Here is a 25,921-nt window from a genome sequence, read left to right as displayed (position 1 = left end):
CCTTCCGCCGTTCATCGACCGCTGGGACCATCGTCCGATGAACGAGCGGCCTCCAGCCACGAGCGCAGCTGACGACCCCGCCAGTCGACTGGGCGCCTCCCGGTCGATCGTGCCCCTCGCCACCGCCCTCCGGCGATGGGCCATTGGTCTGTCCATCGGAACTCTCCCCGTCCTGGCCCTGTCATGGTTCTACTCCGAGAGCCTCTTGCCGATGCTCAGCGCGTTGGGCTTCGTCCACGACCAGGGTGACCGACGCTCGGGCTGGGCTGTCGCCGCAGCCTGGCTGACCGCAGTGCCGGTGGCAGTGGGTGCCGCCTGGATGTTGCAGGGCTGGCTGCCCCAACCGTGGGACGGCATCCTGTACGCCGGGATCGGGTCCCTCCTCGGGACCGTCAGCTACGCGGCCGTGACCCGGGCCGGCCACCGGACGCCGCAGCCCCAGCCCTGACAGCAGCTCGCGCCGGCCGTCACACCGCCGCTGGTGGCGACAACCGCATCTTCTGCCAGTTGCGGAACACGAAGCGGTGCACCGACTTCAACCCGACCCACAGCGCCGGATAGAGAGCCACACGGCCGAACCCGCGTACCGTGACCGTCGTGGTCCGGGTGACCCGGGTGCCGCGCTCTGTCGGGGCCAACTCGAACACATCCCCGAGCTGGTCGACGAAGCGGTGGAACCCGAGGTCCGTCGACTCCATGTGGAACGCCAGTCGGGCCGGCGGTTCCCACGTCGTGATCCGCTGCCGCACCACGCCCTGCTCCGACACACACTGCCGGGCGGCGCCCACCTCACCCGCGCCGTCCGGCAGGCGACACGTCGTCGGCCGGGGCGTGCCCAGATAGAAGACCGGACACCGGGGCTGCAACTCCAGGCGCGAGTCGCACAGCGCCGGCCACAACACCTCCGGCGGGTGGGGCATCATCCAGCGCGTACGCACCATCATGCCGCTAACGGTAACTCCGGCATCGACAACGCACTGTCCGGTGAAGGGACTACCTGGCGTCGTCTCGGTCACCTGCGGCCGAAGGCGCTAGCGTCCTCCGATGAGCTACGACATGGTCGTCCAGCGGTTCGAGCAGGGCGAGGCGGCGCCGATGGTGGGCGAGGCGGCAGGGCCGACGTCTACGCCGCACTCGCCGACGGCACGCTCAGCGGTTTCGTGGTCAGCCGATTTTCCGCCGGTGCCATTCTCGACATGCTCGTCAGGTACATCGGGCTCGCTGATGCCGTCGTGCTTCCACCTGGCTGCCCCACTCTGCTCGCGCACGAAGGGCAGCGGCAGCATCTTCCCGAGGAACTTCGCGCCGATGCGGTGGTCGTCCACGCAGGCGCCGACGTGGAGCGCGTCCTGCGCAGCTGCTAGGCGATGTGCGGCAGAAGCAGGGGTCGCCAATGCCAGGCCGCCGAAGCTGACCCGGCTGGCCACGTCAGCGGAGGGGCAGGGAAGGATTCGCATCGTGATCGCTCTACCCCAGCCTGAGGACCTCACGTCGCTGGTGCTCCGTACGGACTTCACCAACGACACCGCCTGGGCATCGGTGCAGGCGGCGTTACGCACCGGGAAGGGCGCCGACTCCACCACCTTCGCCAGCGACCCGACGTACGCGGGCGTGAGCCTTCAAGAGCTGATCGACGCGGACAACGCGGCGAGCGACGACGACAAGCTCACGTACCTCTTCCTTGCCGACGCGACCACGATGGCCGACGTCGAACGCGGGCTGCTCGCACTCGACCTGGCGGACGAGCCCGGCCGCACCTTCCGGGTGCCACCCCGCTGGTACGCGGATGTCTCGACGAACCTCACCATCGCGAACATGGACTTCTCCGAGTTCGCCGACGCCGTTGACGAGTCAGGCAGGTACCGGGGCGTCACCGCAGATTGACGTCCTGGTCTGGGACCTCTTTCGGAGGCTCTGAGGTGACGGCCGAGTCCGCCGACGTCCAACCCGAACGTCACCCAGCTAGATCGAGCTGTCCTCCACCTTGCTGAGCATCACGTCGATGTCGCCGGTCCGGATCATCTCCTCCAGGGCCGCCACCATTGTCTCGACGCCGGGTCTCGGAATGATGACCAGGTCGGAGCACCAGAAGTAGTGACCACCGCCGGCCTCCCCGGTCTTAGCCCACCGTCGCAGGAGCCGGCCGATCTCAACCGTCGTCATGAAGGTGGCGTAGCGATGGGTGCCGTCGGCGAGGTAGACGTGAGCATCGATGTTGTCCGCCGTCGCAGGGTCGGTCCCCTCGCCGGGCATGAAGCTGACACGAGCGCCCTCGACCACGCGGTCCCATTCCACCGTCTGACTCACGGCAACCATCGTCGCAGCCTCGGACGCTCGGCGTGGGGATCGGATTGGTCACCTGGTGAGCAGTCGTACCCGCTGGTTGTAGCCTCGGCCGTTGTGACCTGGCTGCCTGCGGACTTCGTCCACCCCGTCTACGTGCCCGTGCCCGCTACCGCACTTCACCTGCGGCCGATCCGGGAGGCGGACACCGCGATCGACTACCCCGCCGTGATGGGCTCCCGGGATCGCCTGTGGGAGATCTTCGGGCCGGCCTGGGGTTGGCCGTCGGAGACGATGACCTATGAAGAAAACCGCATCGACTTGCTGCGGCACGAGAAGGAGATAGCCGCGCACCTGTCGTTCAACTACGCATTGCTGGACGACAAAGAGACGGCCATTTTCGGCTGCGTCTACATCGACCCGCCTGAGCGCGCCGGCTCCGACGGAGAGGTCTCCTGGTGGGTGGTGGACGACCTCGTCGGCGGCGAGGTGGAACACGCGCTCGACGCGCTGGTGCCGCAGTGGATCGCCGCTGACTGGCCCTTCCAGCAGCCCCGCTATCTGGGCCGCGACATGTCCTGGCAGGACTGGATCGCGCTGCCGCCTGCCTCGTGACACGGCGGCTGCCATCCCGATGCTCCCGTGGATGTCAACCCCGCGAGCCCTGAACCTGCACGCTTCGGGTACGCGACAGAAAATTGCCCCGCGGATCTAATCTCGCGTTATGACGCGTGCACGCCGCCAGAGCCTGTTCGCGCTCGTGGGCGGGACGCTCTGGCTCGCAGCGGGCATCGGGCTGTTGCTCCGCTGGCACGGCCTGGGAGTTTGGCTGCTGACGGGAGCATCTCTGCTCGCCCATCACTGGTCGCGTGCGTCTCGCGGTCCTGAGGTGGAACCGGCCCAGGTGGAGCCACATTCGACGGACAAGGCACTCGGCTGATGGCGTCGGTGATCCAGGCCGTGGGCCTCGTCGGTGTTGCTGGGGTCCTGGTCGCCGTGGTGGTCCTCGCGCTGATCTCCTTCTGGAGATCACGGCATCGCCGCGCAGACAATGACGCCGGGGACTTCCCGTTCAGCCCTCCACTGCATGGGGGCAGCGGTGGTGACACAGGTGATGGCAGCTGCTAGGCGTTGAGCCAGGGCGGCTTCGGAGCGCAGCCGGTCTGCGCAGCCGGTCTGGGCAGACCGGACCCCGGGCCGCCTCGAGGTCGGGGTGCTCAGCGTCTGGTCTCGTACCTGGTCAACACCACGCCGCCGGGGAACGTCCGAGTCTCCATCAGGGTCAGCTTCACCCAGTTGTCCAATGTCGCGAAGAACGGCGTGCCCCCACCCACCAGGACCGGATGGGTGACGACCGCGTACTCGTCGATCAGCCCGGCCCGCATGGCCGCCGCGGCGAGGGTGGCGCTGGCGATATCCAGCGGGCCGCCGTCCTCGGCCTTGAGCCTGCTGATCTCGGCAACCGCGTCGCCGGTGACCACGCGGGCATTCCAGTCGAGCGTGCTGGTCGTCGAGGAGAACACCACCTTCGGCATGTCCCGCCAGCGGCGGGCGAACTCGACCTCCGCCGGTGTGGCACCCGGCCGCTGGTCGGCGGTCGGCCAGTGGGAGCTCATCGCCTCCCACAGTTTGCGCCCGTAGAGCGCCGTGCCCGTCGCGCCCACCCGGTCGGACCACCACTGGAACAGCTCGTCGCTCGGCACACCCCAGCCCAGGTCGCCGTCCGGCGCATTGATGTAGCCGTCCAGGCTCAGGTTCATACCGAAGGTCAGTCTCCGCATGGTGATCAGCCTCCCGTACGCGACTCCTCGCCGTACAGATCACCACGCCGCAGACTGCCCAAGGCGGCACGACCATGGCTCAGGGCTCCGGAGGACCTCAGGCGTCCCACTCTCGCAAGCTACCGTCGTCAGCGCAGCAATGCCTGAACCCGGGAGGCGTGGGGTGGCAGAGCTTGAAGGCACCTATCGCGGACTTCTACTGACTGAGCCGGCGCTACGTAGGCAGTGGCTACTCGACCGCAAGCCTGAGGCGGTCAGTAACGAGTATTGGTGGCTCGCACTGATCGACTCAGCAACCTTGGATGTGCTCCGCCAGCACCGTGGCTGGCCCACCCGTCGGCCCCAAGCCGACATGCCACTGGCGGTCTTCCTGATCGACCTGGCATCAGACCACGGCTTTCCCATCGAGATGGCGGTCGCACGCCTCACCTCCCTCATCACGATCGCCCTCGACGCAGGTCAGCGAGTCCAGCAGCTACCAGCGAGCGCTCGGCTGGACACGGTCGCCCGGAAGGCTGTCGACAGGTTCGGCATGACACGGGAACAAGCTGCTGCCCGAGCAGCGACCCTCCGCGCAATCCCGCTCACCGAGGAGGATTTCGTCCAGCCAGGGGAAGACTGGCAGGCAAGATGGCAAGCCCTCACCGTGACCGACGACTACCAGGATTACCACCGGCTTCTCGCCATCGAACGGATCTTGACCGACCTCGCGCCCCTCGTCGAGCACATGACCGACGCCTGTCTCGTCGCTGACATCCGGGCATGGCTTCGGGTGCTGCCCGAATTGGACCCGTCCCAGAGGTGATCACACCATCCGAGCAAGCGCCGGAGGCGCCGCTCGCGTCACGGGACATGCCTCGCGTGCCACCACACGCTTGGCGGCTGCTGCCGGCAGTCGGGTGAGGGCTAGCGTGTCGGATCGGTGACGAGCAGAGGCGAGCGCTCGGCCAGCTCGCTCAGTACCTCGGCCGTCGTGGTGGCCTTCATACGGTCCAGTTCGTCTGCGGTGATCCCGACGACGGTCAGGAACCGTGCTGAGCCGTACGGGGAGTCGATGGGCGGCAGGTCAGGGTCGGCAGCGAAGGCCAGTGCGCGAAGCCGGGTGGTCGCCAGGCCCGTGATCGGGCCGCCCGGGTCCATGCGATGACCTTCGGTGAAGGACCTGCCGCTGGTGAACACGTAGTCGACCAGTCGTTCGAGCAGACGCAGGGACCACGCGGGAGGTTGGTCGGCGTCCACGGGTACGCGCATCGTCAGCTCGTATCCCCAGCCGCTGACGTCCAGCTCATCGCTGTTCTTCGAAAACAGGTCGGTCATCCCGAACGTAACCAGCAACCAGTAGCCGGCGGATCGGTACGCGCTCAAGCCGTAGAGGCCCTGACCTGGGAGGTTGCTGGTCCCCAGTGCAGGGGACGGTGATCCCTCGTCCTGGTTGCCACCGCCGCCTCAATGGCGGCCCAGCCAGGAGCCTCGTCTGCGACGTCGACCATGAGCTCCCTTGCCACAGCTCCGCAATCTCGATTACCTGGCGTAGCTAGGCTAGATCAACTGTCAAGCATGTGGTGGGACAGCGCGAGGCGATCTCCGTTGCCGCAGGACAGCCGGCCCTTTGACCGCCTCCGACGCTACTTGGCGTTGAAGTAGCTGGCCTCCGGGTGGTGGACCACGATCGCGTCGGTGGCCTGCTCCGGCATGAGCTGGAACTCCTCGGACAGCTCGACACCGATCCGGTCCGCGCCGAGCAGGTCGACGATCTTCGCCCGGTCCTCCAGGTCGGGGCAGGCCGGGTAGCCGAACGCGTACCGGCAGCCCCGGTAGTCGTTGCGCAGCAGACCGGCCAGGTCGGTCGGGTCGTCGTGGCCCAGCGGACGGCCGTCGGGCAGGGTCATCTCGGCCCGGACGCGCCGGTGCCAGTACTCGGCGAGGGCCTCGGTGAGCTGCACCGACAGCCCGTGCACCTCCAGGTAGTCGCGGTACTCGTTGCGGGCGAACAGCTTCGCCGCGTACTCGCTGACGGGTTGCCCGACGGTGACCAGTTGCAACGCGACCACATCGAGTTGGTCGCCCTTGGGCTTGAAGAAGTCCGCCAGGCAGAGCCGCCGCTCCTGCCGCTGCCGGGGGAAGGAGAACCGGGCGCGCTCCGCGTGCCCGTTCTCGTCGAGCACCACCAGGTCGTTGCCTTCGGAGTACGCGGGGAAGTAGCCGTACACCACGGCTGCCTCGAGCACCTGGTCGGCGATCAGCCGGTCCAGCCAGTACCGCAGACGCGGCCGACCCTCGGTCTCGACCAACTCGTCGTAGGAGGGTCCCTTGCCGCCCCGGGCGCCGTTGAGCCCCCACTGCCCGCGGAACGTGGCCCGCTCGTCGAGCAGCGCCGCATAATCCGCCATCGGCACGCCCTTGACCACGCGGGTGCCGAAGAACGGCGGGGTGGGCACCTCCACGTCCACTGCCACGTTGGAGCGGACCGAGGAGTCGTGCAGCTCGGGCAGCGACTCGGTGACCATCGTGCGCTGCCGTTCCCGGCGGGCGCGCCGGGCCGCGAGGGCGGCCTCCCGCTCCGGGTCGATCACCGGGGCCCCGCCGCGCTTGGCGGTCATCACCTTGTCCATCAGGGACAGGCCCTCGAACGCGTCCCGGGCGTAGTGCACCTGGCCGGGGAACATCGACCGCAGGTCGTCCTCGACGTACGCGCGGGTCAGCGCCGCCCCTCCGAGCAGGACGGGCCAGCGCTCCGCAACCCCGCGCGTGGCCATCTCAACCAGATTTTCCTTCATGATGACGGTGCTCTTGACCAGCAGCCCGGACATGCCGATCGCGTCGGCACGGTGCTTCTCGGCGGCGTCGAGGATGGCGTTGATCGGCTGCTTGATGCCGATGTTCACCACCTCGTAGCCGTTGTTCGACAGGATGATGTCGACGAGGTTCTTGCCGATGTCGTGCACGTCACCGCGCACCGTGGCGAGCACGATACGGCCCTTGCCGCCGTCCTCGGTGGTCTCCATGTGCGGCTCCAGGTAGGCCACCGCGGTCTTCATCACCTCGGCGGACTGGAGCACGAACGGCAACTGCATCTGGCCGGAGCCGAACAGTTCGCCGACCACCTTCATGCCGTCCAGCAGGATGTCGTTGATGATCGACAGTGGGGACCGGCCGCCGGCCATCGCGTCGTCCAGGTCGGCCTCCAGGCCGTTGCGCTCACCGTCGATGATCCGCCGCTTGAGCCGCTCGTCCAGCGGCAGCGCGGCCAGCTCCTGCGCCCGACTGGCCCGGGCGCTGGTCACGTCGACACCCTCGAAGAGTTCGAGGAATCGCTGCAACGGGTCGTACCCCTCGCGGCGCCGGTCGTAGACCATGTCCAGGGCGACCTCACGCTGCTCGTCGGGGATCTTCGACATCGGCAGGATCTTGCTGGCGTGCACGATCGCGGAGGTCAGGCCGGCCTGCACGCACTCGTGCAGGAACACCGAGTTGAGCACCTGCCGGGCGGCCGGGTTGAGCCCGAAGGAGATGTTCGAGATGCCCAGGGTGAAGTTGATGCCCGGGTAGCGCCGGGCGATCTCCCGGATCGCCTCGATCGTCTCGATGCCGTCGCGGCGGGTCTCCTCCTGCCCGGTGGCGATCGGGAAGGTCAGCGTGTCGATGAGGATGTCGGACAGCTCCATCCCCCACCTGCCGGTCAGGTCGTCGATGGTGCGCGAGGCGATACGGACCTTGTCCGCGGCGGTGCGCGCCTGCCCCTCCTCGTCGATGCACATCACCACCACTGCGGCACCGTGCTCCCGGATCACCGGCATCACCCGCCCGTAGCGGGACTCCGGGCCGTCGCCATCCTCGAAGTTGACCGAGTTGACCACGCACCGGCCGCCGAGCATCTCCAGCCCGGCCTCGATGACCGCCGGCTCGGTGGAGTCCAACATGATCGGCAGGGTGGACGCGGTGGCGAACCGGCCGGCCAGCTCCCGCATGTCCTGCGTGCCGTCGCGGCCCACGTAGTCGACGCACAGGTCGAGCAGGTGTGAGCCGTCCCGGGCCTGACTGCGGGCGATCTCGACACAGGCCCGCCAGTCGCCGGCGAGCATCGCCTCCCGGAACGCCTTGGAACCGTTGGCGTTGGTCCGCTCCCCCACCATCAACACCGACGCGTCCTGGGCGAACGGCACCGGGTGGTACACCGAGGAGACACCCGCCTCGTGCCGGGCCTCGCGGGCCGGGGCGACGCTGCCGTGCAGCCGCTCGGACAACACCCGGATGTGCTCCGGCGTGGTGCCGCAGCAGCCGCCGATCAGCCCCACGCTGTAGTCGGTGATGAACCGCTCCAGGGCCTCGGCCAGCTCCACCGGAGTCAGCGGGAAGTACGCGCCGTCGGCGGTCAGCACCGGCAGGCCGGCGTTCGGCATCACCGACAGGGGGATGCGGGAGTGCTGCGACAGGTAGCGCAGGTGCTCGCTCATCTCCGCCGGGCCGGTGGAGCAGTTGAGGCCGATCAGGTCCACCCCGAGCGGCTCGATCGCCGCCAGGGCGGCACCGATCTCGCTGCCCACCAGCATCGTGCCGGTCGTCTCCACCGCCACGTGACAGATGATCGGCACCGACTGGCCCAGCTCCGCCATCGCCCGCTTCGACCCGACCACCGCCGCCTTGACCTGGAGCAGGTCCTGGCAGGTCTCGATGATCAGCGCGTCCGCGCCGCCCTCGATCAGACCGGCCGCGTTCTCCTGGTACGCGTCGCGCAGGGTCGCGTAGGCGGCGTGCCCGAGGGTGGGCAGCTTGGTGCCCGGCCCGATCGAGCCGAGCACGAACCGGGGTCGCTGCGGGGTGCTGGCCGCGTCGGCGGCCTCCCGGGCGATCCGGGCGCCCGCCTCGGACAGCTCCCGGATGCGCTGCGGAATGTCGTACTCGGCGAGGTTGGCGAGATTGGCGCCGAAGGTATTGGTCTCCACGCAGTCCGCGCCGGCGGCCAGGTAGGCGTCGTGCACGCCGCGCACCACGTCCGGCCGGGTGACGTTGAGGATCTCGTTGCACCCTTCGAGACCGTCGAAGTCGTCGAGCGTGAGGTCCGCGGCCTGCAGCATCGTGCCCATCGCCCCATCGGCGATGAGAATCCGGTCGGCCAGCACATCCATCAACGAAGTCCGCACCCGTTCAGGTTAGTGCGGTCCGCATCGCACCCAGCGGTCCTCGGCGCGCGTTCCCATATTGTGTCGCCGGGATCACGCTGTCTGGTTCGTTCGTGTATGACCGGTCGCCGGTCCGGTGGACCGGCGCGGCCGACGGGCCGCATCCCTGCCCGGCACGTAGGCTGGCGGACGTGAAGGACAACAGGGACGCCACTGTGCCACACGGTACGACGACCGGGCGCGATCCCGGCGCCGACCGCGACGAGCAGGGTGAGGTGACGGCGTGACCGAGTTCGACGGACTGCCGGTGCTGCGGTCCCCGGTGGCGATCGCCGCCTTCGAGGGCTGGAATGACGCCGCCGACGCGTCCACCGCCGCGGTCGAGCACCTGGAGCAGGTCTGGAACGCCCGACAGATCACCGAGCTGGACCCGGAGGACTTCTACGACTTCCAGGTCAGCCGGCCCACCATCACGATGGCCGACGGTGAGACCCGCCGGGTGGAGTGGCCGACGACCCGGTTCATGGTGGCCAGCCCGGAGGGCACCGACCGTGACGTGGTGCTGATCCGCGGCATCGAGCCGAGCATGCGCTGGCGGACGTTCTGCGAGCAGGTGCTGGAGATCTGCCACAGCCTCGAGGTGGAACGGGTCGTGCTGCTCGGCGCGCTGCTCGCCGATGTTCCGTACACTCGGCCGCTGCCGATCAGCGGCAGCGCCTCCGACGCGCAGGCCGCCGAGCGTTACCAGCTCACCCCCACCCGCTACGACGGGCCGACCGGCATCGTGGGGGTGCTGCACGACGCCTGTGCCCGCGCCGAGGTGGACGCCGTCTCGTTCTGGGTGCACGTGCCGCACTACGCCAACAACCCGCCCTGCCCGAAGGCCACCCTCGCCCTGCTGCACCGGGTGGAGGAGGTCGTCGACCTGCCGGTGCCGATGGCCGACCTGGCCGAGGAGTCCGCCGAGTGGGAGCAGCGCGTACGCAGCGCCGCCGAGCAGGACGCCGAGTTGGGCGAATACGTTCGCGAGCTGGAGGAACGGGTCGGCGACGAGGGCATCACCCCGTTGACCGGTGACGAGATCGCCCAGGAGTTCGAGAAGTACCTGCGCCGACGGGGCGGTTCGGCCGGCCCCACCGCCGGTTCCTGGTAGCACGTCCCCCGCTGCGGGCCTTCGGACCTTTTGGGGTCCGGGGGCCCGTTTTGGCGTGTCCGGGGTAGCGCCGTCACACCCTCTAAGGCATCCTAGGAACCTAGATGTGATCAAGGAGGCGGGTGTGCAGATCAATCCCGGGGCCGCGGAGTTCCCGCACCGACAGATCGCCGCGCAGCTCAAGGCCCAGGTCCGCCGCGGCGACTGGGGGCCGGGCGAGCGCCTGCCGTCCATCCCGGCCATCGCCGAGATGTTCGGCGTCGCCAAGCAGACCGTGCAACGCGCCGTCGACCAGCTGCGGGTCGAGGGCATCCTGATCACCAAACCCGGCTCCGGTACGTACGTCCGGGGCACCCGCCGCCGACTCAACCGGCTTTCCCGAGGGCGGTACGGCGGCTTCCGCGGCTACCACACCGACCTGGCCGCCCGGTACCGCCAGCAGCTGGTCTCCGTCGGTCTCTCCCCCGCGCCCGCCGAGGTCGCCGACGCGTTCGGCGTCTCCGACGGCACCAACCTGCTCTGCCGCCGGCACCTCGTCCGCACCGACGACTCCCCTGTCGAGGTGGGGGCCTCCTGGTTCCTGCCCCGCGACACCACGGGCACGTCGTTGGAGCGCGCCGAGGCGTTCGGCCGACCCCTCTACCAGGAGGCCGAGGAGGTCACCGGCCGGCGGTACGTCTCGGCCACCGACACGATCAGCGCCCGCCAGCCCAGCCGGGAGGAGGCCGAGACCCTCCAGATCCGGCCGGACACCCCGGTGCTGCACCTGCTGCACATCGCGTACGACGCGCACCGCAAACCGATCGAGGTCGCTCAGGCCACCTGGCCCGGCCCGATGACCACCCTCACCGAGGAGTACAAGATCCCCGGCCCCACCCCCGACCCGGAACCCGACCCCGGCCTGGTCCTGGGCTAACCCCCACCCCCACCCCCCACACTTCTGGTCGATCATGGAGTTGTGGCGCCCCGCAAAAGGTGTGGAACACCGCACTTCGGCCACCACAAGTTCATGATCGACGAAAGTGTGGGATGGCGCGGACCGCAGCCGCGACCGCGAAGCTCCCGCCGCGCGACGAGCCGTTGCATCTATACACTCGGTATCTATACTGCGAGTGTAATCGATGGCCGGATCGCTCCGTTCCGGTGTCGAGCAACCTGGGGAGAACCCATGCCAACCATGAAAGCTCTCGGTGGACGGGGAATGACGCGCCGCGGCCTCGTCGGGGCCGCGCTGGCGGCCGGGGTCGGCGTTCCGATCGGCATGGCCGGCGTGGCCGGCCGCGCCACGGCGGCCACTGCCGCCTCGGGCCCGGCCCGGCTCACCCTGCCCGCGCCGACCGGACCGTACCGGGTGGGTACGGTGCCGCTGCACCTGGTCGACCGGTCGCAACCGGATCCACTGGCCGGCCCGGGGCGGCACCGGGAGTTGATGATCAACGTCTGGTATCCCGCCCGCGACGTGCGACGCTACCCACTAGCCCCCTGGATGACCGCCGCGTCGATGCGCACGCTGCTGGACTCCGCCGGGTTCGACCCCGACGCCGCGCGGGCGCCGCTCACCGCGGGGCACGAGGGTGCCCCGGTTCTGCACCCGGGCCGGCGGCTGCCGGTGGTCGTGTACTCGCACGGCGCCGGAAGCCACCGCTCGGACACCACCATCGTGGTGCAGGAGCTCGCCAGCCGCGGGTACGTGGTGGTCACTGTGGACCACACCTACGACGGGTACGGCGAGTTCCCCGACGGTCGGGTCACCGTCCAGGAGGACAACTACGATGCCACCCCGTGGACCTACAGCCGGGACCTCCGGTTCGTCCTCGACCAGATCGCCGAACTCGCCGCCGGGCGCAACCCCGACGTCGGACACGCACGGCTGCCGGCCGGGCTGGGAAGCGCCCTCGACCTGAACCGGATCGGCATGTTCGGCTGGTCGAAGGGTGGCACCGCGACGGCCCTGACCATGGGCACCGACCGGCGGGTCCGGGCAGGGCTGAGCCTCGACGGCCCGATGGTGTCGCAGCCGCGGCCCACCACCGACCTCTACCGGCCGTTCATGCTGATGACGGCGGAGCACACCCGGACCAGGGAGCCCGCCGTCGCCGAGTTCTACGCCCACCTGCGCGGATGGCGGCTCGACATCCACGCGGCGGGAGCGGTCCACGCGTCGTACGGCGACAACCAGTGGCTGGTGCCGCAACTGGCACGCATCATCGGGATGAGCGACGAGGAACTCGCCGCCGACTGGATCGGGACCCTCGACCCCACCCGGGCGGTCCGCATCGGGCAGGCGTACCCGTTGGCGTTCTTCGACAGGCACCTGCGGCACCGGGGTCACCTGCTGAGCGGCCCGAGCCGGTCCTTCCCCGAGGTGACGTTCGTTCCGTGACGCGGTCGCCGGAACCCTCTGCCGATCATGGAGTTGTGGTGCCCCGCCTGAGGGCGCAGCACCACTTGTCGCCACCACAACTCCATGATCGACGGGGCGGGGTGGGGCGGGGTCAGAGGCGGACGCCGAGGAGAGCGTCGACAGTCTTCGCGAAGAGGGCGGGGGCCTCGGGGTCGTCCGCCGCTCCGGCGAGGGTCGCCTCGGCCCAGCGGTCGGCGACCGCGAGGGCGCCGGGGGTGTCGAGGTCGTCGGCCAGGCGTGCGCGTACCCCGGCGAGCAGCTCGGCACCGGACGGCCCGGCGGGCGCGGCGGCGGCCTGCCGCCAGCGGGCCAGGCGCTCCTGGGCGGCGGTGAGCAGCTCGGCGGTCCAGGTGCGGTCGCTGCGGTAGTGCCCGGAGATCAACGCCAGCCGGATCGCCATCGGGTCGACCTTGTCGGCGCGCAGCCGGGACACGAAGACCAGGTTGCCGCGGGACTTGGACATCTTCTCGCCGTCCAGGCCGATCATGCCGGCGTGCACGTAGTGCTCGGCGAACGGCGCCTGGCCGGTGAGTCGCTCGGCGTGCGCGGCGGAGGCCTCGTGGTGCGGGAACAGCAGGTCGTTGCCGCCGCCCTGCACGTCGATCCGGTCGCCGAGGAGGTTCAGGGCGATCACCGCGCACTCGATGTGCCAGCCCGGACGCCCGGGGCCCAGGTCTCCGCCCGGCCAGGACGGCTCACCCTCGCGGGCTCCGCGCCACAGCAGCGGGTCCAGGGGGTCGCGCTTGCCGGCCCGGTCGGGGTCACCGCCCCGGTCCGGGAAGATCTCCAGCATCTGCTCACGGGTCAGGTTCGACTCGTAGCCGAACCGGCCGGTGGCGGAGATGTCGAAGTAGACGTCGCCGGTGCCGTCGTCGAGACGGTACGCGGCACCGTCCTTGACCAGCACCTCCACCTTGTCGGCGATGTCCGGGATCGACTCGACGGCGCCCACGTAGTGCGCCGGCGGGATGATCCGCAGCGCCTCCATGTCCTCCCGGAACAGGGCGGTCTCCCGCATCGCGAGGACCACCCAGTCCTCGCCGTCGCGGGCGGCCCGCTCCAGCAGCGGATCGTCGATGTCGGTGACGTTCTGCACGTAGCGCACCGGACGGCCGGCGTCGCGCCACACCCGCTGCACCAGGTCGAACGTGATCATGGTGGCGGCGTGGCCGAGGTGGGTCGCGTCGTACGGGGTGATGCCGCAGACGTACATGCTCGCCGCGTCGGCCGGGTCACTCGGGTGGACGCCCTGCCGCGCCGAGTCGTACAACGCCAACGGCTCGCCCGTGCCCGGCAGCCGTGGCACCTCGTGTCCCGCCCAAGACTCCATGGGATCAGCCTAACCAGCCGGGCGACGACGCCGGAGCACCCCACGGGTGATCAAGATGACAGCGGCTCACATGGGTGGCCAGGGCATCGCCGGCCAGTCCTCCGGTGGCTGCGGGAAACGGCCGGTCTCGCGCAACCTGTCGATCCGGGAGGCCATCTCGGCCACCTCGCTGATCGTCAGGTGGTCGGCCAACTCCTCGCCGAGCGCGCCGGTGACCTGCCCGGCGAGCCCGTCGAGCATCTCCACGGCGTCTGGGGGAAGCTGCCGACCGGCCCAACCCCAGAGGACCGTCCGCAGCTTGTCCTCCACGTGGAAGCTCACCCCGTGGTCCACGCCGTAGATCCGGTCGTCAGCGCCGACGAGAACGTGGCCACCCTTGCGGTCAGCGTTGTTGATCACGGCGTCCAGCACGGCGAGTCGGGCCAGCCGTGGGTCCTCGGCGTGCGCCAACACGTACGCCGCGCCGTCGTCGTCCCGGGCCGCGGCGATCGGGAACCAACGGGGCGGCAACTCGTCGGCCGGCAGGAACCCGACCAGCCCCTCGGCGTCCTCCGGCTCGTCGATCCACAGCTGGCAGGAGCCGGGGCCGAACGGACCGTCGCGCAACACAGTGGGCGGCACCAGGCCCCAACCGGTCGCCTCGGAGACCAGGTACGCGGAGACCTCCCGGCCGGCCAGGGTGCCGTCGGGGAAGTCCCAGAGCGGTCGTTCGCCACGCACCGGCTTGTAGACGCAGCGGGCGGTGACCCCGTCCAGGGTCAGGATGCCGCGCAGCGTCGTGTTCGACGCGTCGACCAGCCGACCTTCCAGGTCGAGCACGCCGTCGCGCAGCAGCCGAAGCGCGGCGTCACCGTCCTGGCGAGGCTGGAGGCCGGACGAGGTCACCGGTGATAACCGTTGTGCCGCGGGCAGAGGTGCCCGGCGGGGTCCAACGGTTGGCCGCAGAGCGGACACGGCGGCCGGCCCGCGTTGACCACTCGCCGGGCCCGCTCGATGAACTGGCGGGTCGCCTGCGGGGTGAGCCGGACCCGGAGCCGATCCAGGTCCTCGTCCGGCTCTTCGTCCTCGTCGTCGTCCTCGTCCTCGTCGTCCTCGTCGCCCAGCTCGACCTCGGGCTCCACCTCGCCGGCGGCGATCGCCTCGATCACCACTGTCGCGGTGTCCACGTCGAAGGCCAGGCCGAGGGTGCCGACCCGGAACTCCTCGTCGACCGGAGTGTCCAGCGGCTCGTTGTCACCGATCACCGGCGCCAGCTCGGGAAGGTCCACCCCGAAGCGACGCTGCGCCTCGGTGAGCAGCTCCTCCAGCTTCTCGGCGAGCAGTGACACCTGGACCTTCTCCAGCGCGACGCTGACCAGCCGACCGCCGCCGCGGGCCTGCAGGAAGAAGGCGCGCTCCCCCGGCGGGCCGACTGTCCCGGCGACGAACCGCTCCGGCGGCTCGAAGGCGTGCACCTGGTGGGTCATACCCACGACCCTATCCGGCCCGCCAGGGCACCGCGCACCCCACCGACCCGAATCGCCACAGCGGCGGCGCGCCCGGCGTACCAGCGGCTGCGCCCGGGCGTGGCGGCCTGCGCGCCGGTCCGGGGTGGGGCGGCCCGGCGGCCGCCGATCGACGTCGTCACGAGGCCGCACCGGCCCCGCCGCCGACCGCGGCGTCCGAATCAGCCGCCCGGGACGCCCGCCGACGCCGCTTGCGGGGCGGCGACACCAGGCCGGAGAGGTCGCCGCCGGTGTCGTTGAGCCGGACCAGGAAGGGCCGCAGCGGCGTGAACCGGATCGCCGTCACCGACGCCGGGTCGGCCACGACCCGCTGGAAGAGATCCAGGTGTACGCCGAGCGCGTCCGCCACGATGGCCTTGATCACATCACCGTGGCTGCACGCCAGCCACACCGCCTCGGGACCGTGCTCGGCGCTCACCCGGGCGTCCCACGAGCGAACCGCCGCCACCGCCCGCGCGGACATGGCCGCCATCGCCTCGCCGTCGGGGAACACCGCAGCGCTCGGGCGCTGCTGCACCACCGGCCAGAGCGGCTCCTTGGCGAGCTTCTTCAGCGGCTGCCCCTCCCAGCTGCCGTAGTCACACTCGATCAGCCCCTCCTCGACGACCGGCGTGGCCTGCGGCAGCGCCAGCTCCAGGGTTTGCCGGCACCGGATCAGCGGGCTCGTCACGACGGCGGCCAGCGGCACCGCCCGCAACCGCTCGCCCACCGCGACGGCCTGGGCGCGCCCGGTGTCGTCGAGCTCGACCGGTTGCCGGCCGGCCAGGCCGCCGTCGGCGTTCGCCGTGGTCCGGCCGTGTCGCAGAAGCAGAAGGGTCGCCACACCGACCACCCTATGACCTGCGCTCCCGGTCGGACCGTCGCGGGCTCCGGAGGCGCCACCCGGGATCGTCGCCGTCGGCGCGCGCCGAATGCCCGATCTTCGTGATCGACTCGGTTTTCAGGAAGTCGGGGTGTCGGGCCGTCCCGGACAGCGCGATTTCAAGGAAACCGAGTGGATCATGGGCGGGCGGCGGGCGGCGGGCGGCGGGCGGCGGGCGGCGGGCGGCGGGCGGCGGGCGGACGACTGCGGCCCCCGGGCCGCCTCGAGGGCGGGCCGGGGGCCGTCGACGGGTGGGTCAGGTGGCGCTGATCGTGCCGGTCAGCAGCAGGGCCAGGACCAGGGTGCCCAGCGCGACCCGGTACAGCACGAAGACGTAGAGGGTGTGGTGGGCGACATAGCGCAGCAGCCAGGCGATGGCCGCGTACCCGATGCCGAAGGCGATGACCGTGGCCACGATCATCTGGGCCACCGACGGCGTGGACGTGCCCGGGGCGGACGGTTCGAAGACATCCCCGAGGCTGAACACACCGGACATCACCACCGCCGGGATGGCCAGCAGGAACGAGTACCGTGCCGCCGCCTCCCGGGTCAGGTTGAGCAGCAGGCCGGCGGTGAGCGTGCCACCCGAGCGGGACACCCCGGGGACCAGCGCCATGGCCTGGGCGAAGCCCATCACGATGCCGTCCTTCATCCGGAAGTTCTCCAGGGTGCGGGTCTGCCGACCCCAGTACTCGGCGAACGCCAGCACGAACGCGAACACGATCAACGTGGTCGCCACCAGCCACAGGTTGCGCCCGGCCGTCTTGATCTGGTCCTTGAACAGGAAACCGAACAACCCGATCGGGATGGACCCGACGATCACGTACCAGCCCATCCGGTAGTCGAGGCTGGACCGCACGGACTTGTCCCGGATGCCGACCAGCCAGGTCCGGGTGATCCGCCAGATGTCCTTGGCGAAGTAGATCAACACGGCCGCTTCGGTGCCGAGCTGGGTGACCGCTGTGAACGACGCGCCGGCGTCGCGGTCGAAGAAGATCGCCGAGGTGATCCGCAGATGCCCCGACGAGCTGACCGGAAGGAACTCGGTCAGTCCCTGGACGATGCCCAGGACGATGGCCTCGACCCAGGTCACTCGCCAACTCCCGAAAGATCAAGTGCCTCGGCGACGGTACGCAGGGTCTGCACACCGCTCTCCCGGTCGGCCACGAACAGTGTCACCGACAGCGTGGTGACGCCGGCGGCGGCGTACTCCCGCATCCGCTCGGCGACGCGCTCCTTCGGGCCGAGCAGCGACGTCCGGTCGATGAACTCCATCGGCACGGCGGCGGCGGCGTCACGCTGCCGCTTGGCCAGGTACAGGTCCTGCACCTCGCGGGCGGCGTCGCCGTACCCCATCCGGGTGGCGAGCTGGTTGTAGAAGTTCTGCTGGCGGCTGCCCATGCCACCCACGTACAGCGCCGCGTACCAGCGCACCAGCTCCGCGCAGGACGCCACGTCGTCACCGATCACCACGGGCACCGACGGCACCACGTCGAACCCGGCCAGCTCCTTGCCGACCTTGGCCCGCCCGGCGCGCACCGAGGCAAGCTGCTCCTCGGCGAACTCCGGGGCGTAGAAGACAGCCAGCCAGCCGTCGGCGATCTCGCCGGCCAGCTCCAGGTTCTTCGGACCGACCGCGGCCAGGTAGATCGGTATGTGTTCGCGGGGCGGGTGGAAGCCCAGCCGCAGGGCCTTACCCGGGCCGTCCGGCAGCGGCAACGTGTAGTGCTCGCCGTCGTACGCCACCTCCTTGCGGGCCACGGCCAGCTTCACGATGTCGACGAACTCGCGGGTCCGGGCGAGGGGCTTGGCGAAACGCACACCGTGCCAACCCTCGGAGACCTGCGGGCCGGAGACGCCCAGGCCGAGGCGGAACCGGCCACCGGAGAGCGCGTCGATGGTGGCGGCGGTCATCGCGGTGGCCGCCGGCGTACGGGCCGGGATCTGCATCACCGCGGCGCCGACGTCGATGCGTTCGGTCTGGCCGGCCATCCAGGCCAGCATGCTGGGCGAGTCGGAGCCGTAGGCCTCCGCCGCCCACACCACCGAATAGCCCAGCCGGTCCGCCTCCTGCGCCAGAGCCAGGTGGTCGGCCGGTGTGCTCCACGCCGTCTGATATCCAAGACTGAGCCCGAGTCGCACTGGTCCTCCCCCATCCGTGGCACAGGTCGCACCAGGTTACGCAATGCCGATAACGGAGTCGATCACCGGCTCGACCCCTTTGGTCCCCCCTCCATCGGGACAGCACCGGGCGGCGGAACCGGCAGAACCGGCAGAGATACGGGAGCGAGGATATCCGTGGCGGCAGGTTCGAAATAAGGTTCACCCATGCAACAGCGACCGCTCGGCCGAAGCGGGCTGGCGGTTTCCCGGCTCGCGCTCGGCACCATGACCTGGGGCCGGGACACCGACGCCGACGATGCGGCCGCCCAGCTGAAGAGTTACCTGGACGCGGGCGGCAACCTGATCGACACCGCCGACGTGTACGGCGACGGCGACGCCGAGTCGGTGATCGGCTCGCTGCTGGGCTCCCTCGTGCCCCGCGAGGAGCTGCTGATCGCCACCAAGGCCGGGTTGCGGCCGGGCAGCGGCCGACGCCGGGACGGCTCCCGGGGGCACCTGCTGCGGACGTTGGACGCGTCGCTGCGCCGGCTCGGCACCGACCACGTCGACCTGTTCCAGGTGCACGGGTACGACCCGGACACCCCCCTCGAAGAGACCCTGGCCGCGCTGGACCACGCGGTGGCCAGCGGCAAGGTCCGCTACGTCGGTGTGTCGAACTTCTCCGGTTGGCAGACCGCGCGGGCCGCCGCCTGGCAGACCGCCTGGCCGGGCCGGGCGCCGGTGGTCGCCGCCCAGGTGGAGTACTCGCTGCTGGAACGGGGCGTGGAGCGGGAGGTACTGCCCGCGTGCGACGCGCTCGGCCTCGGCGTGCTGCCGTGGTCCCCGCTGGGTCGGGGGGTGCTGACCGGCAAGTACCGGCACGGCCGTCCGGCGGACTCCCGGGCCGCGTCGCCGCACTTCGAGCGGTTCGTCGCGACGTACCTGGAGCCGCGCTGCTCCAGCATCGTGGAGGCGGTGGCGACAGCGGCCGGCGGGCTGGGTGTGTCGCCGCTGGAGGTGGCCTTGGCCTGGATCCGGGACCGGCCGGGAGTGACCGCGCCGATCCTGGGCGCCCGGACGGTCGGGCAACTGCTCGGCGCTCTGCAAGTGGAACGCATCACACTGCCCGAGGAGATCACCACCGCCCTGGACGACGTGTCGGCGGTGCCGGTGGGATACCCCGAGCGCGACGGCTGACCGACCAGCCGGGTCGAGGCCGACCCGCCGGCCGCGTCAGGGCGACGGACGCCGGCCGGGAAGGTCGCCGAGCGCGCTGAAGAAGCGCGACTGGTCGTCGCGGAGAGCGGGCTGGGTGAGCCGCAGCCACGAGCCGTCGTCGAAGGCGATGGTGGACGTGAGCTGCACGAGACCGGTCGCACTGCGCTCGGAGTCGAACCGTGCCACCCGGCTGAGCGGCACACTCCAGAGCACCCGTGCTCGGCGCCGGTCCGGCCGGTCGGCGTCCGGGCGGGAGCCCAATCTGAGCAGGTGCAGGTGGGTGTCGGTCACCGCGAACGGGGTGCCGGTGTAGCGATCCAGGAAGAGCAGGAGGCTGCCGGCGAGGGTGGCGAGGTCGCCGCTGAAGACGTACCGACGTCGGTAGGCGATCTCGGCGAGCTGGTCGGCCAGGGGCCGGTACAGGCTGAGCCGGAACAGCGCCCGGAACGCCTCCTGTTCCTCGGTGAGCGGGATCGGCTCCCGCTGGACCGGCTGGTGCGGCAGGTCCGGCTCCGGTGCGACCGCCTCCGGCAGGCCGGCGGCGACGGCACCCGCCTTGCCCGGCAGCAGCAGCACGCCCGCCGCCATCCGCACCGGAGTGAGCACCGCATCGACCCAGACCACCGGGTTGACGATGTTGAGCAGGCCGAACAGCACCTTCGGGTCGAGGGAGTCGACGAACTTGTCGGCCATCACGTCGGCGAGCTGCCGGCCAGCCTTGTGCGTGTCCGGGCAGCGGACCGGGGCGAGGCCGACGTAGCGCAGCTCCTGCCCGGGCAGGAGCGGCGCCACCAGGGCACGTTCGGGTTCGTCGCTGGTGCGGAACTCCTCGCGCAGCTCGCGGGCCTTGTCCCGGGCCGCCCGCGCGCCGCCGAGCACCGCGTCGGCGAACCGACCCAGCCGACCTCGCTGCTCTGCCGTCACGCCGTACCTCCTCGACCGGGGCTAACGGCCCGCGGGTTGACCCGCGGGCGGCTGCCCGAAGACATTCTGGTCGATCCAGTCGGCGCCACCCTGCACCGCCTGGTCGATCTGGTCACCGACCTGCTCGGCGCCGGGGATGGACAGCCCGCTGGTGAACGCGACGGTCCCCCAGGTGACGCCGTGGACGACCGAGTTCGGCACGTTCCACGGAAGGTTGGTCGCCCAGTCCCGCGCGATCACCCGAGCCCCGTCGGCGACGCCGTGCGTCCGCAGCGCGGAGGCCCGGTCGAGGACACCCATGTCGAACGGCGTACCGGACTTGCCCAGCTTGTAGGTGCCCTTGGTGGGGTCGAAGATCTTGTGGAACCACTTGTCGGCCTTGCCCGCGGCGTGGCGCTTCTCGACGTACTTCCTGCCGGTGAGCAGCTTGTCCTGCATGGCGACCAGCTTGTCGAGGTGCGCCTGGAGCTTACGCAGGGACAGCATGACCCGTTGGAGCAGGCGGATGACCTTCTGCAGGTGCGCCGCCAACGGGCGTAGGGCCTTCAGCGCCCGGGTGACCACGATCAGGGCCCTGGTCAGTGTCACGCTCACGCCGGCGGCCCAGGACGCCCCCATGGTCACCGGCGCCATCAGGAACGCCGTCACCAGCGTCACGAGCATCCAGTTCACGAACTCGACGCAGAGGTCCACGAGGACGTCGTGGACGGTCTGCAGACCGTCGGCGACGCTGCGCAGGTACTCCGCTGTCGCGGCGAACTGCTCGGCCACGTCGAGCATCTGCTGTTCGACCTCGGCCAGCCGCTTCCCGTACGCCACGCCGGAGGGTGAGACCCAGCCGGCCTGCGCGGACTCCCGGGTGCCGCGGTGGCCCTGCGCCAGGTCACGTACCTGAGTGGCCAACGCGTCCCACTCTGCGGCCTTGGCGCGCAGGACCGCGGGCTCACCGTCGACCAGCTCGACGATCTGGATCAGCGGCCAGGCCAACGTCCGGCAGACGCTGTTGACGGCGTCCTCCACTCCGGAAAGCGCATTGTCGAGGCCGTTCCACAACTCGACGGCGCTGCCGGCCGGCCCGCTCATCCGGGCAGCCCCGACTGGATGGCCTTGAACCCGGCGTCGAGGTCCCGCTCGTTGCGCTCGTACGCCTCGACCGTGTCGCCCAACGCCGCGCCGACCCGACCGAACGCGGCGTGCGCGGCGCTGAACAGCTCGCGGCCGCCGGCGACCTGCTCGGCGTATTTGGCGCGCAGCAGGTCGCTGGCGAACGGCAGGTGGCCGAAGGCGTCCGACGGCACGTCACCGGCCGAGACGATCTGAGCCTCCAGCGCGGCGAGCGAACTGGCGACCTGTTTAGCGGCTGTCTCCAGTCGACGGACCGCCTGTACGTCGACATCGATGTCCGGTGGCATGCCGTTCCTCCCCCATGAGTCGAGCGATCCGACGATACGATCTCCCGGCCGCCGGGCACCACCCGGTCGCACGATCCACGGGGGAGGGATTTCATGACGGACCCGACGTCCGCGTTCGACGCGCTGGCCGGACGGATCGCCGACATCGAGCGCCGGTTCGCCGGGCTGGGCGACGACCTGACCGAGCTGTCGGGCACCGCGACCGACGAGAGTGGCCTGGTCTCGGCGACCGTCGACGCCACCGGGGCCCTGACCGGCCTCACCCTCGCGCCCGCCGCGCTGCGCGCCGGCACCGAGGGCGTGGCGGAGCTGGTGCTCGACGCCTACCGGCGGGCCCGTGCGGCCGCCAGCGACCGCGTCGAGGAGCACACCGAGGGGTTGGACGGCGCGCTCGGCGCGAGCCTGGGCGACCTGTTCGGCACGCCGGGTGACTTCTCGGCCCTGGGCCGCCTGGAGGAGACAGTGGCCCGGCTCGGCCGCCTGCCCGGCCCACCGGCGTGACGTCGCCGACCTGGCCGGAGATCGTCACGCGGCTACGGGACACGATCGCCCGCTGCGACCGAGACACCGACCTGGAACTCTCCGCCGGTCCGCGCGGCATCCGCCTGCTGGTGCGCCGCGAGGTGGTGCGGGTGGTCTGCCCCGGCCACGACGCGGCACGCCTGGCCGCACTCGGGTGGCACCGTCCGACCGGCGACGAGGGCTGGTGGTACGAGGTTCCGCGCACCCCGGAGCAGGTGGAGCGGCTCAGTGTGCTCCTGGCCCGTACCGCTGCCGAGGTGGTGACCGACCAGCCGGGTGCGCTCTCCTGCCGGGCGGTGCCGCCAGCCGCGAGCCCCGGCCCGCCGGCGGTCGTGGCGCTACTCGGCGCGGCCGTCGACCGGCGTGACCTGCCCGGCTACCTCGGAGTGCTGGCCGGCGCGACGGTGTGCGTGCCGCTGGCCGGGGAACCGACGCCGGATGCCGACTTCCCGTGGACAGTGGTCGCCGACGCGACCGGCGCGCCGCTGCTGCCGGTCTTCACCTCGCCGAGGGCGCTCGCCGCGTTCGCCGGGGACGGGGTGCCGTTCATCGCGCTGCCCTGCGCCGACCTGTTCGAGGACTGGCCGGACCCCTCCTGGGGGCTGGCGGTCGACCCGGGCAGCGCCCAGGCGGTCGCGCTGTCCGCGCCGGCGCTGACGACCCTGCTGACGGCGAACGCCCCCGCAAGCTGAGTTCCGGGGGCGGCGACGACGCTTTGCGCCGCCGATCATGGAGTAGTTGAGTGTCAAAAGATGCCTCAACTAAGCGAATCCGGACGCAACAACTCCATGATCGGCGCGGAACTGTGGGGCCTGTTCACCACGGGCTGGGGGTTTGGCGCGACGGGAGGGCGCATCAGCGGCGTCGGTCACCCCCGAGGGGGTGGCAAATGGCCGCTGGGCTGGGCAGCATGGATGGCATGGACTACGAATACGCGCCGCTGCGGTTGCCGCCGAACGTCGACCGGTTGACCGCCGCGGCGCAGTTGGCGATCCAGGCGGAGTTCTCCGGATGGGAGCTGGCCCGGGTGCGGCTCTACCGCGACGGCACGCGGCAGGTGGTGCTCCGCCGTCGACTGGTCAACCAGCCGCAGCCCGGCCTGTCGTACTGAGCGGGCCGTGCCGTCGGTGAGCGATATACCTCAGAGTCATATTCATGCCTCTGAGGTATATCGCTCACCAGCACCTCGACACGGCGAGCGCAGCCCGTCCCGGGTGCCGGCGTACTCGTCTAGTGCTGGTGCCCGGCGTGGTCGTGATCGTCGTCGAGCTCCATGAACGGGTGCTCGTCGAGCCGGCCGACGAGCCGGTCGTCGGCCGCCGGTTGGAACGGGCCGACCGCGTCGTCGTCGTCGAACGACTCCAGGTCGACGGGGGTGCCCACCTCGCTGACCATGACCACCCCGTCGAGTGGCTCCAACTCCGGGACGTCCAGCGCGCCGAGCGAGCCGTCGCCGCTCTGCAGCAACTCCAGCACCGCCTCGCCGACGCCCTCCACCGGTGCCGGCTCGTCGTCCTCCGGGGTCCCCTCGCGCCGGGCGGCCTCGGCCACGCGCAGCAGCGCGGCCACGCTCGGCACCCGGTAGTCACGGCGCTGGCGCACCGAGATCACCCTCGGGTGCGGGTCGCTGGCCTCGGCACCGTCGACGCCGCCGAAACGCTCGTCGGCCTCGTCCGGGTCGATCGAGTCGACATCCCACGGCGTCACCTCGCCGAAGGCGTCGAGCAGCCGCTCGTCGTACGCGAAGGAGGCGTTGTTCAACGCCACGTACGCCTGCCAGACGTCGTCGTCGTCGACGCGGCCCTGAGCGGCGCGTACAGCGGCCAGGTGGTGGCGGGCCGCTTCGATCACGCGCTCGAGAGCGGCGTCCAGCTCACCGTGCTGGTCGGTCATGTGGGGCAGTCCCTTCGGATGGGGAGGTCGCGCGCCGACGGCAAGTGCCGGACACGGCTAGCAGGTGCGCAGGAACCGGTCGAGCACCCGCACGCCGAACTGTAGTCCGTCGACCGGAACGCGCTCGTCGATGCCGTGGAACAACGCCGAGAAGTTCAGGTCGGCGGGCAGCCTGAGCGGGGCGAACCCGAAGCAGCGGATGCCGAGCTGGGAGAACGCCTTGGCGTCGGTGCCGCCGGAGAGCATGTACGGAACCGGCCGCGCCCCCGGGTCCTCGGCGCGCAGGGCGGCCGACATGGCCTCGACCAGGTCACCGTCGAAGGTGGTCTCCAGCGCTGGCTGCCGCTGGATGTACTCGATGGCGATGTCCGGGCCGACCAGTTCGCGCAGCTGTCGTTCCAGCAGCTCGGACTGGCCGGGCAGGCTGCGGCAGTCGATGGTGGCGGTGGCGCGGCCGGGGATGACGTTGTCCTTGTACCCGGCGCTCAACCGGGTCGGGTTGGCGGTGTTGCGAATGGTCGCGCCGATCAGGTTCGCGATCGGGCCGAGCTTGGCGATGGCCGTCTCCGGGTCCTCCGGGTCCAACTCGATGCCGAGCAGGTCGGAGACCTCGGTGAGGAACGCCCGTACGGTGTCGGTGACCACCACCGGGAAGCGGTGCCGGCCGATCCGGGCGACCGCCTCGGCGAGCGCGGTGACCGCGTTGTCGTCGTGCACCATCGAGCCGTGCCCGGGGCGGCCCTTGGCGTGCAGCCGCAGCCAGTCGATGCCCTTCTCGGCGGTCTCGATCAGGTAGAGCCGCTGGCTGTCGTTGACCGAGTAGGAGAAGCCGCCGACCTCGCCGATCGCCTCGGTGCAGCCGTCGAAGAGGCCCCGGTGGTTGTCCACCAGGAAACGGGCGCCGTAGTCGCTGCCCGCCTCCTCGTCGGCGGTGTACGCGAGCACGATGTCACGCGGCGGTCGTACGCCGGTGCGCTGCCAGTGCCGCACGACGGCCAGGACCATCGCGTCGAAGTCCTTCATGTCGATGGCGCCGCGACCCCACAGGTAGCCGTCGCGCAGCTCGCCGGAGAGCGGGTGCACCGACCACTCGTCGGCGTCGGCGGGCACCACGTCGAGGTGGCCGTGCACCAGCAGCGCGCCCCGGCTCGGGTCGGTGCCCGGGATGCGGGCCACCACGTTCGCCCGGCCCGGCGCGGACTCGTGCAGGACGGACTCCACGCCCACCTCGGCGAGCTTCTCCGCCACGTACTCGGCCGCGCGGCGCTCACCGACGCTGGTGTCGTTGTCCCCGGTGTTGGTGGTGTCGATGCGCAGCAGGTCGCGGCAGAGGTCGACGACCTCTGCGGTGGGGTCGATGCGGGGGGAGGCGGCGTCGCTCGTCATCGCCTCTTCATACCAGCCCGAGGTG

General features: G+C 70.7%; 28 protein-coding genes. 11 read left to right on the top strand and 17 right to left on the bottom strand.

The window, feature by feature from the left end; translation table 11 throughout:
- Positions 1-37 precede the first annotated feature (37 nt).
- The gene (locus O3438_RS04645) at positions 38-448 is read left to right on the top strand and encodes a hypothetical protein (protein ID WP_269678745.1); all 411 of its coding nucleotides are present in this window, start codon (positions 38-40) and stop codon (positions 446-448) included.
- 19 nt (positions 449-467) lie between these two features.
- Here O3438_RS04645 and O3438_RS04640 read toward each other — a convergent pair whose 3' ends face one another.
- On the bottom strand, positions 468-944 hold the full coding sequence (locus O3438_RS04640) for a hypothetical protein (RefSeq protein ID WP_269678744.1): 477 nt from the start codon (positions 942-944) through the stop codon (positions 468-470).
- Between the two features lie 105 nt (positions 945-1,049).
- The gene (locus tag O3438_RS04635) at positions 1,050-1,457 is read right to left on the bottom strand and encodes a hypothetical protein (protein ID WP_269678743.1); all 408 of its coding nucleotides are present in this window, start codon (positions 1,455-1,457) and stop codon (positions 1,050-1,052) included.
- A 1-nt stretch (position 1,458) separates the two neighbouring features.
- Here O3438_RS04635 and O3438_RS04630 point away from each other — a divergent pair, with 1 nt between their 5' ends.
- Positions 1,459-1,884 carry a DUF6924 domain-containing protein gene (locus tag O3438_RS04630; protein ID WP_269678742.1) on the top strand — a complete coding sequence of 142 codons (426 nt, stop codon included), beginning with the start codon at positions 1,459-1,461 and terminating at the stop codon, positions 1,882-1,884.
- A gap of 78 nt (positions 1,885-1,962) precedes the next feature.
- Here O3438_RS04630 and O3438_RS04625 read toward each other — a convergent pair whose 3' ends face one another.
- Positions 1,963-2,307 carry a hypothetical protein gene (locus O3438_RS04625; protein ID WP_269678741.1) on the bottom strand — a complete coding sequence of 115 codons (345 nt, stop codon included), beginning with the start codon at positions 2,305-2,307 and terminating at the stop codon, positions 1,963-1,965.
- A gap of 93 nt (positions 2,308-2,400) precedes the next feature.
- On the opposite strand from O3438_RS04625, the gene O3438_RS04620 reads away from it, so the two are divergent.
- On the top strand, positions 2,401-2,898 hold the full coding sequence (locus O3438_RS04620; RefSeq protein ID WP_269678740.1) for an N-acetyltransferase: 498 nt from the start codon (positions 2,401-2,403) through the stop codon (positions 2,896-2,898).
- A gap of 602 nt (positions 2,899-3,500) precedes the next feature.
- On the opposite strand, the gene O3438_RS04615 is transcribed toward O3438_RS04620, so the two are convergent.
- Positions 3,501-4,064, bottom strand: a complete 564-nt coding sequence (locus O3438_RS04615; RefSeq protein ID WP_269678739.1) for a dihydrofolate reductase family protein — start codon at positions 4,062-4,064, stop codon at positions 3,501-3,503.
- 163 nt (positions 4,065-4,227) lie between these two features.
- Between O3438_RS04615 and O3438_RS04610 the strand changes: the two genes are divergently transcribed.
- Positions 4,228-4,869: a hypothetical protein gene (locus tag O3438_RS04610; RefSeq protein WP_269678738.1), complete on the top strand. Its 642-nt coding sequence runs from the start codon at positions 4,228-4,230 to the stop codon at positions 4,867-4,869.
- Positions 4,870-4,970: 101 nt separating this feature from the next.
- Here O3438_RS04610 and O3438_RS04605 read toward each other — a convergent pair whose 3' ends face one another.
- Both O3438_RS04605 and metH read right to left on the bottom strand, forming a co-directional pair.
- Positions 4,971-5,429, bottom strand: coding sequence for a suppressor of fused domain protein (locus O3438_RS04605; protein WP_269678737.1), 459 nt, complete (start codon positions 5,427-5,429; stop codon positions 4,971-4,973).
- A 260-nt stretch (positions 5,430-5,689) separates the two neighbouring features.
- Complete coding sequence (gene metH / locus O3438_RS04600) at positions 5,690-9,190, bottom strand: methionine synthase (RefSeq protein WP_442929704.1); 3,501 nt, start codon at positions 9,188-9,190, stop codon at positions 5,690-5,692.
- Between the two features lie 277 nt (positions 9,191-9,467).
- Here metH and O3438_RS04595 point away from each other — a divergent pair, with 277 nt between their 5' ends.
- The 3 genes from O3438_RS04595 to O3438_RS04585 all read left to right on the top strand — a co-directional run bounded on the left by O3438_RS04595 (position 9,468) and on the right by O3438_RS04585 (position 12,720).
- Positions 9,468-10,337: a PAC2 family protein gene (locus tag O3438_RS04595; protein WP_269678735.1), complete on the top strand. Its 870-nt coding sequence runs from the start codon at positions 9,468-9,470 to the stop codon at positions 10,335-10,337.
- Between the two features lie 124 nt (positions 10,338-10,461).
- Positions 10,462-11,253, top strand: a complete 792-nt coding sequence (locus tag O3438_RS04590) for a GntR family transcriptional regulator (protein WP_088991689.1) — start codon at positions 10,462-10,464, stop codon at positions 11,251-11,253.
- Positions 11,254-11,538: 285 nt separating this feature from the next.
- Positions 11,539-12,720 carry an alpha/beta hydrolase family protein gene (locus O3438_RS04585; RefSeq protein WP_269678734.1) on the top strand — a complete coding sequence of 394 codons (1,182 nt, stop codon included), beginning with the start codon at positions 11,539-11,541 and terminating at the stop codon, positions 12,718-12,720.
- 112 nt (positions 12,721-12,832) lie between these two features.
- Here O3438_RS04585 and mshC read toward each other — a convergent pair whose 3' ends face one another.
- The 6 genes from mshC to O3438_RS04555 form a co-directional block, all read right to left on the bottom strand.
- Positions 12,833-14,071: a cysteine--1-D-myo-inosityl 2-amino-2-deoxy-alpha-D-glucopyranoside ligase gene (gene mshC, locus O3438_RS04580; protein WP_269678733.1), complete on the bottom strand. Its 1,239-nt coding sequence runs from the start codon at positions 14,069-14,071 to the stop codon at positions 12,833-12,835.
- Positions 14,072-14,137: 66 nt separating this feature from the next.
- On the bottom strand, positions 14,138-14,956 hold the full coding sequence (locus tag O3438_RS04575; RefSeq protein ID WP_269678732.1) for an SCO1664 family protein: 819 nt from the start codon (positions 14,954-14,956) through the stop codon (positions 14,138-14,140).
- Positions 14,953-15,537: a DUF3090 domain-containing protein gene (locus O3438_RS04570; protein WP_269678731.1), complete on the bottom strand. Its 585-nt coding sequence runs from the start codon at positions 15,535-15,537 to the stop codon at positions 14,953-14,955. Before O3438_RS04570 ends, O3438_RS04575 begins: the two co-directional genes overlap by 4 nt.
- A gap of 157 nt (positions 15,538-15,694) precedes the next feature.
- Entirely contained in the window at positions 15,695-16,408 is a 714-nt protein-coding gene (locus O3438_RS04565) for an MSMEG_4193 family putative phosphomutase (RefSeq protein WP_269678730.1), read from the bottom strand.
- 286 nt (positions 16,409-16,694) lie between these two features.
- The gene (locus O3438_RS04560; protein ID WP_269678729.1) at positions 16,695-17,531 is read right to left on the bottom strand and encodes an undecaprenyl-diphosphate phosphatase; all 837 of its coding nucleotides are present in this window, start codon (positions 17,529-17,531) and stop codon (positions 16,695-16,697) included.
- Entirely contained in the window at positions 17,528-18,580 is a 1,053-nt protein-coding gene (locus O3438_RS04555) for an LLM class F420-dependent oxidoreductase (RefSeq protein ID WP_145782115.1), read from the bottom strand. The genes O3438_RS04560 and O3438_RS04555 overlap by 4 nt, the downstream gene beginning before the upstream one ends.
- A gap of 186 nt (positions 18,581-18,766) precedes the next feature.
- Between O3438_RS04555 and O3438_RS04550 the strand changes: the two genes are divergently transcribed.
- On the top strand, positions 18,767-19,738 hold the full coding sequence (locus O3438_RS04550) for an aldo/keto reductase (protein ID WP_088989714.1): 972 nt from the start codon (positions 18,767-18,769) through the stop codon (positions 19,736-19,738).
- A gap of 36 nt (positions 19,739-19,774) precedes the next feature.
- Here the strand turns inward: O3438_RS04550 and O3438_RS04545 are convergent, their stop codons facing one another.
- The 3 genes from O3438_RS04545 to O3438_RS04535 are packed head-to-tail and all read right to left on the bottom strand — an operon-like array spanning position 19,775 to position 22,095.
- Positions 19,775-20,683 carry a hypothetical protein gene (locus O3438_RS04545; protein ID WP_269678728.1) on the bottom strand — a complete coding sequence of 303 codons (909 nt, stop codon included), beginning with the start codon at positions 20,681-20,683 and terminating at the stop codon, positions 19,775-19,777.
- 21 nt (positions 20,684-20,704) lie between these two features.
- Positions 20,705-21,766, bottom strand: a complete 1,062-nt coding sequence (locus tag O3438_RS04540) for a WXG100 family type VII secretion target (protein WP_269678727.1) — start codon at positions 21,764-21,766, stop codon at positions 20,705-20,707.
- The gene (locus O3438_RS04535) at positions 21,763-22,095 is read right to left on the bottom strand and encodes a hypothetical protein (protein ID WP_269678726.1); all 333 of its coding nucleotides are present in this window, start codon (positions 22,093-22,095) and stop codon (positions 21,763-21,765) included. Before O3438_RS04535 ends, O3438_RS04540 begins: the two co-directional genes overlap by 4 nt.
- 93 nt (positions 22,096-22,188) lie before the next feature.
- Here O3438_RS04535 and O3438_RS04530 point away from each other — a divergent pair, with 93 nt between their 5' ends.
- The 3 genes from O3438_RS04530 to O3438_RS04520 all read left to right on the top strand — a co-directional run bounded on the left by O3438_RS04530 (position 22,189) and on the right by O3438_RS04520 (position 23,728).
- Positions 22,189-22,596: a YbaB/EbfC family nucleoid-associated protein gene (locus tag O3438_RS04530; RefSeq protein WP_269678725.1), complete on the top strand. Its 408-nt coding sequence runs from the start codon at positions 22,189-22,191 to the stop codon at positions 22,594-22,596.
- Positions 22,593-23,309: an SseB family protein gene (locus O3438_RS04525; protein WP_269678724.1), complete on the top strand. Its 717-nt coding sequence runs from the start codon at positions 22,593-22,595 to the stop codon at positions 23,307-23,309. The genes O3438_RS04530 and O3438_RS04525 overlap by 4 nt, the downstream gene beginning before the upstream one ends.
- Positions 23,310-23,536: 227 nt before the next feature.
- Positions 23,537-23,728 carry a DUF5703 family protein gene (locus O3438_RS04520; RefSeq protein ID WP_088989720.1) on the top strand — a complete coding sequence of 64 codons (192 nt, stop codon included), beginning with the start codon at positions 23,537-23,539 and terminating at the stop codon, positions 23,726-23,728.
- A gap of 119 nt (positions 23,729-23,847) precedes the next feature.
- Here the strand turns inward: O3438_RS04520 and O3438_RS04515 are convergent, their stop codons facing one another.
- A complete protein-coding gene (locus O3438_RS04515; RefSeq protein ID WP_088989721.1) occupies positions 23,848-24,510 on the bottom strand; it encodes a hypothetical protein in 663 nt (220 codons plus the stop codon).
- A gap of 57 nt (positions 24,511-24,567) precedes the next feature.
- A complete protein-coding gene (locus O3438_RS04510; RefSeq protein ID WP_269678723.1) occupies positions 24,568-25,896 on the bottom strand; it encodes a M20/M25/M40 family metallo-hydrolase in 1,329 nt (442 codons plus the stop codon).
- Positions 25,897-25,921 lie beyond the last annotated feature (25 nt).

Source organism: Micromonospora sp. WMMC250 (assembly GCF_027460215.1).
Taxonomy (GTDB): Bacteria; Actinomycetota; Actinomycetes; order Mycobacteriales; family Micromonosporaceae; genus Micromonospora; species Micromonospora taraxaci.
This window is presented reverse-complemented; position numbering and strand designations above follow the sequence as displayed.

Coding starts and splice junctions, on each gene's coding strand:
- O3438_RS04645 (WP_269678745.1), top strand. CDS start 38: ATGAACGAGCGGCCTCCAGCCACGAGCGCAGCTGACGACCCCGCCAGT.
- O3438_RS04640 (WP_269678744.1), bottom strand. CDS start 944: ATGATGGTGCGTACGCGCTGGATGATGCCCCACCCGCCGGAGGTGTTG.
- O3438_RS04635 (WP_269678743.1), bottom strand. CDS start 1,457: ATGCGAATCCTTCCCTGCCCCTCCGCTGACGTGGCCAGCCGGGTCAGC.
- O3438_RS04615 (WP_269678739.1), bottom strand. CDS start 4,064: ATGCGGAGACTGACCTTCGGTATGAACCTGAGCCTGGACGGCTACATC.
- metH (WP_442929704.1), bottom strand. CDS start 9,190: ATGGATGTGCTGGCCGACCGGATTCTCATCGCCGATGGGGCGATGGGC.
- O3438_RS04585 (WP_269678734.1), top strand. CDS start 11,539: ATGACGCGCCGCGGCCTCGTCGGGGCCGCGCTGGCGGCCGGGGTCGGC.
- mshC (WP_269678733.1), bottom strand. CDS start 14,071: ATGGAGTCTTGGGCGGGACACGAGGTGCCACGGCTGCCGGGCACGGGC.
- O3438_RS04570 (WP_269678731.1), bottom strand. CDS start 15,537: ATGACCCACCAGGTGCACGCCTTCGAGCCGCCGGAGCGGTTCGTCGCC.
- O3438_RS04550 (WP_088989714.1), top strand. CDS start 18,767: ATGCAACAGCGACCGCTCGGCCGAAGCGGGCTGGCGGTTTCCCGGCTC.
- O3438_RS04540 (WP_269678727.1), bottom strand. CDS start 21,766: ATGAGCGGGCCGGCCGGCAGCGCCGTCGAGTTGTGGAACGGCCTCGAC.
- O3438_RS04535 (WP_269678726.1), bottom strand. CDS start 22,095: ATGCCACCGGACATCGATGTCGACGTACAGGCGGTCCGTCGACTGGAG.
- O3438_RS04530 (WP_269678725.1), top strand. CDS start 22,189: ATGACGGACCCGACGTCCGCGTTCGACGCGCTGGCCGGACGGATCGCC.
- O3438_RS04520 (WP_088989720.1), top strand. CDS start 23,537: ATGGACTACGAATACGCGCCGCTGCGGTTGCCGCCGAACGTCGACCGG.
- O3438_RS04515 (WP_088989721.1), bottom strand. CDS start 24,510: ATGACCGACCAGCACGGTGAGCTGGACGCCGCTCTCGAGCGCGTGATC.
- O3438_RS04510 (WP_269678723.1), bottom strand. CDS start 25,896: ATGACGAGCGACGCCGCCTCCCCCCGCATCGACCCCACCGCAGAGGTC.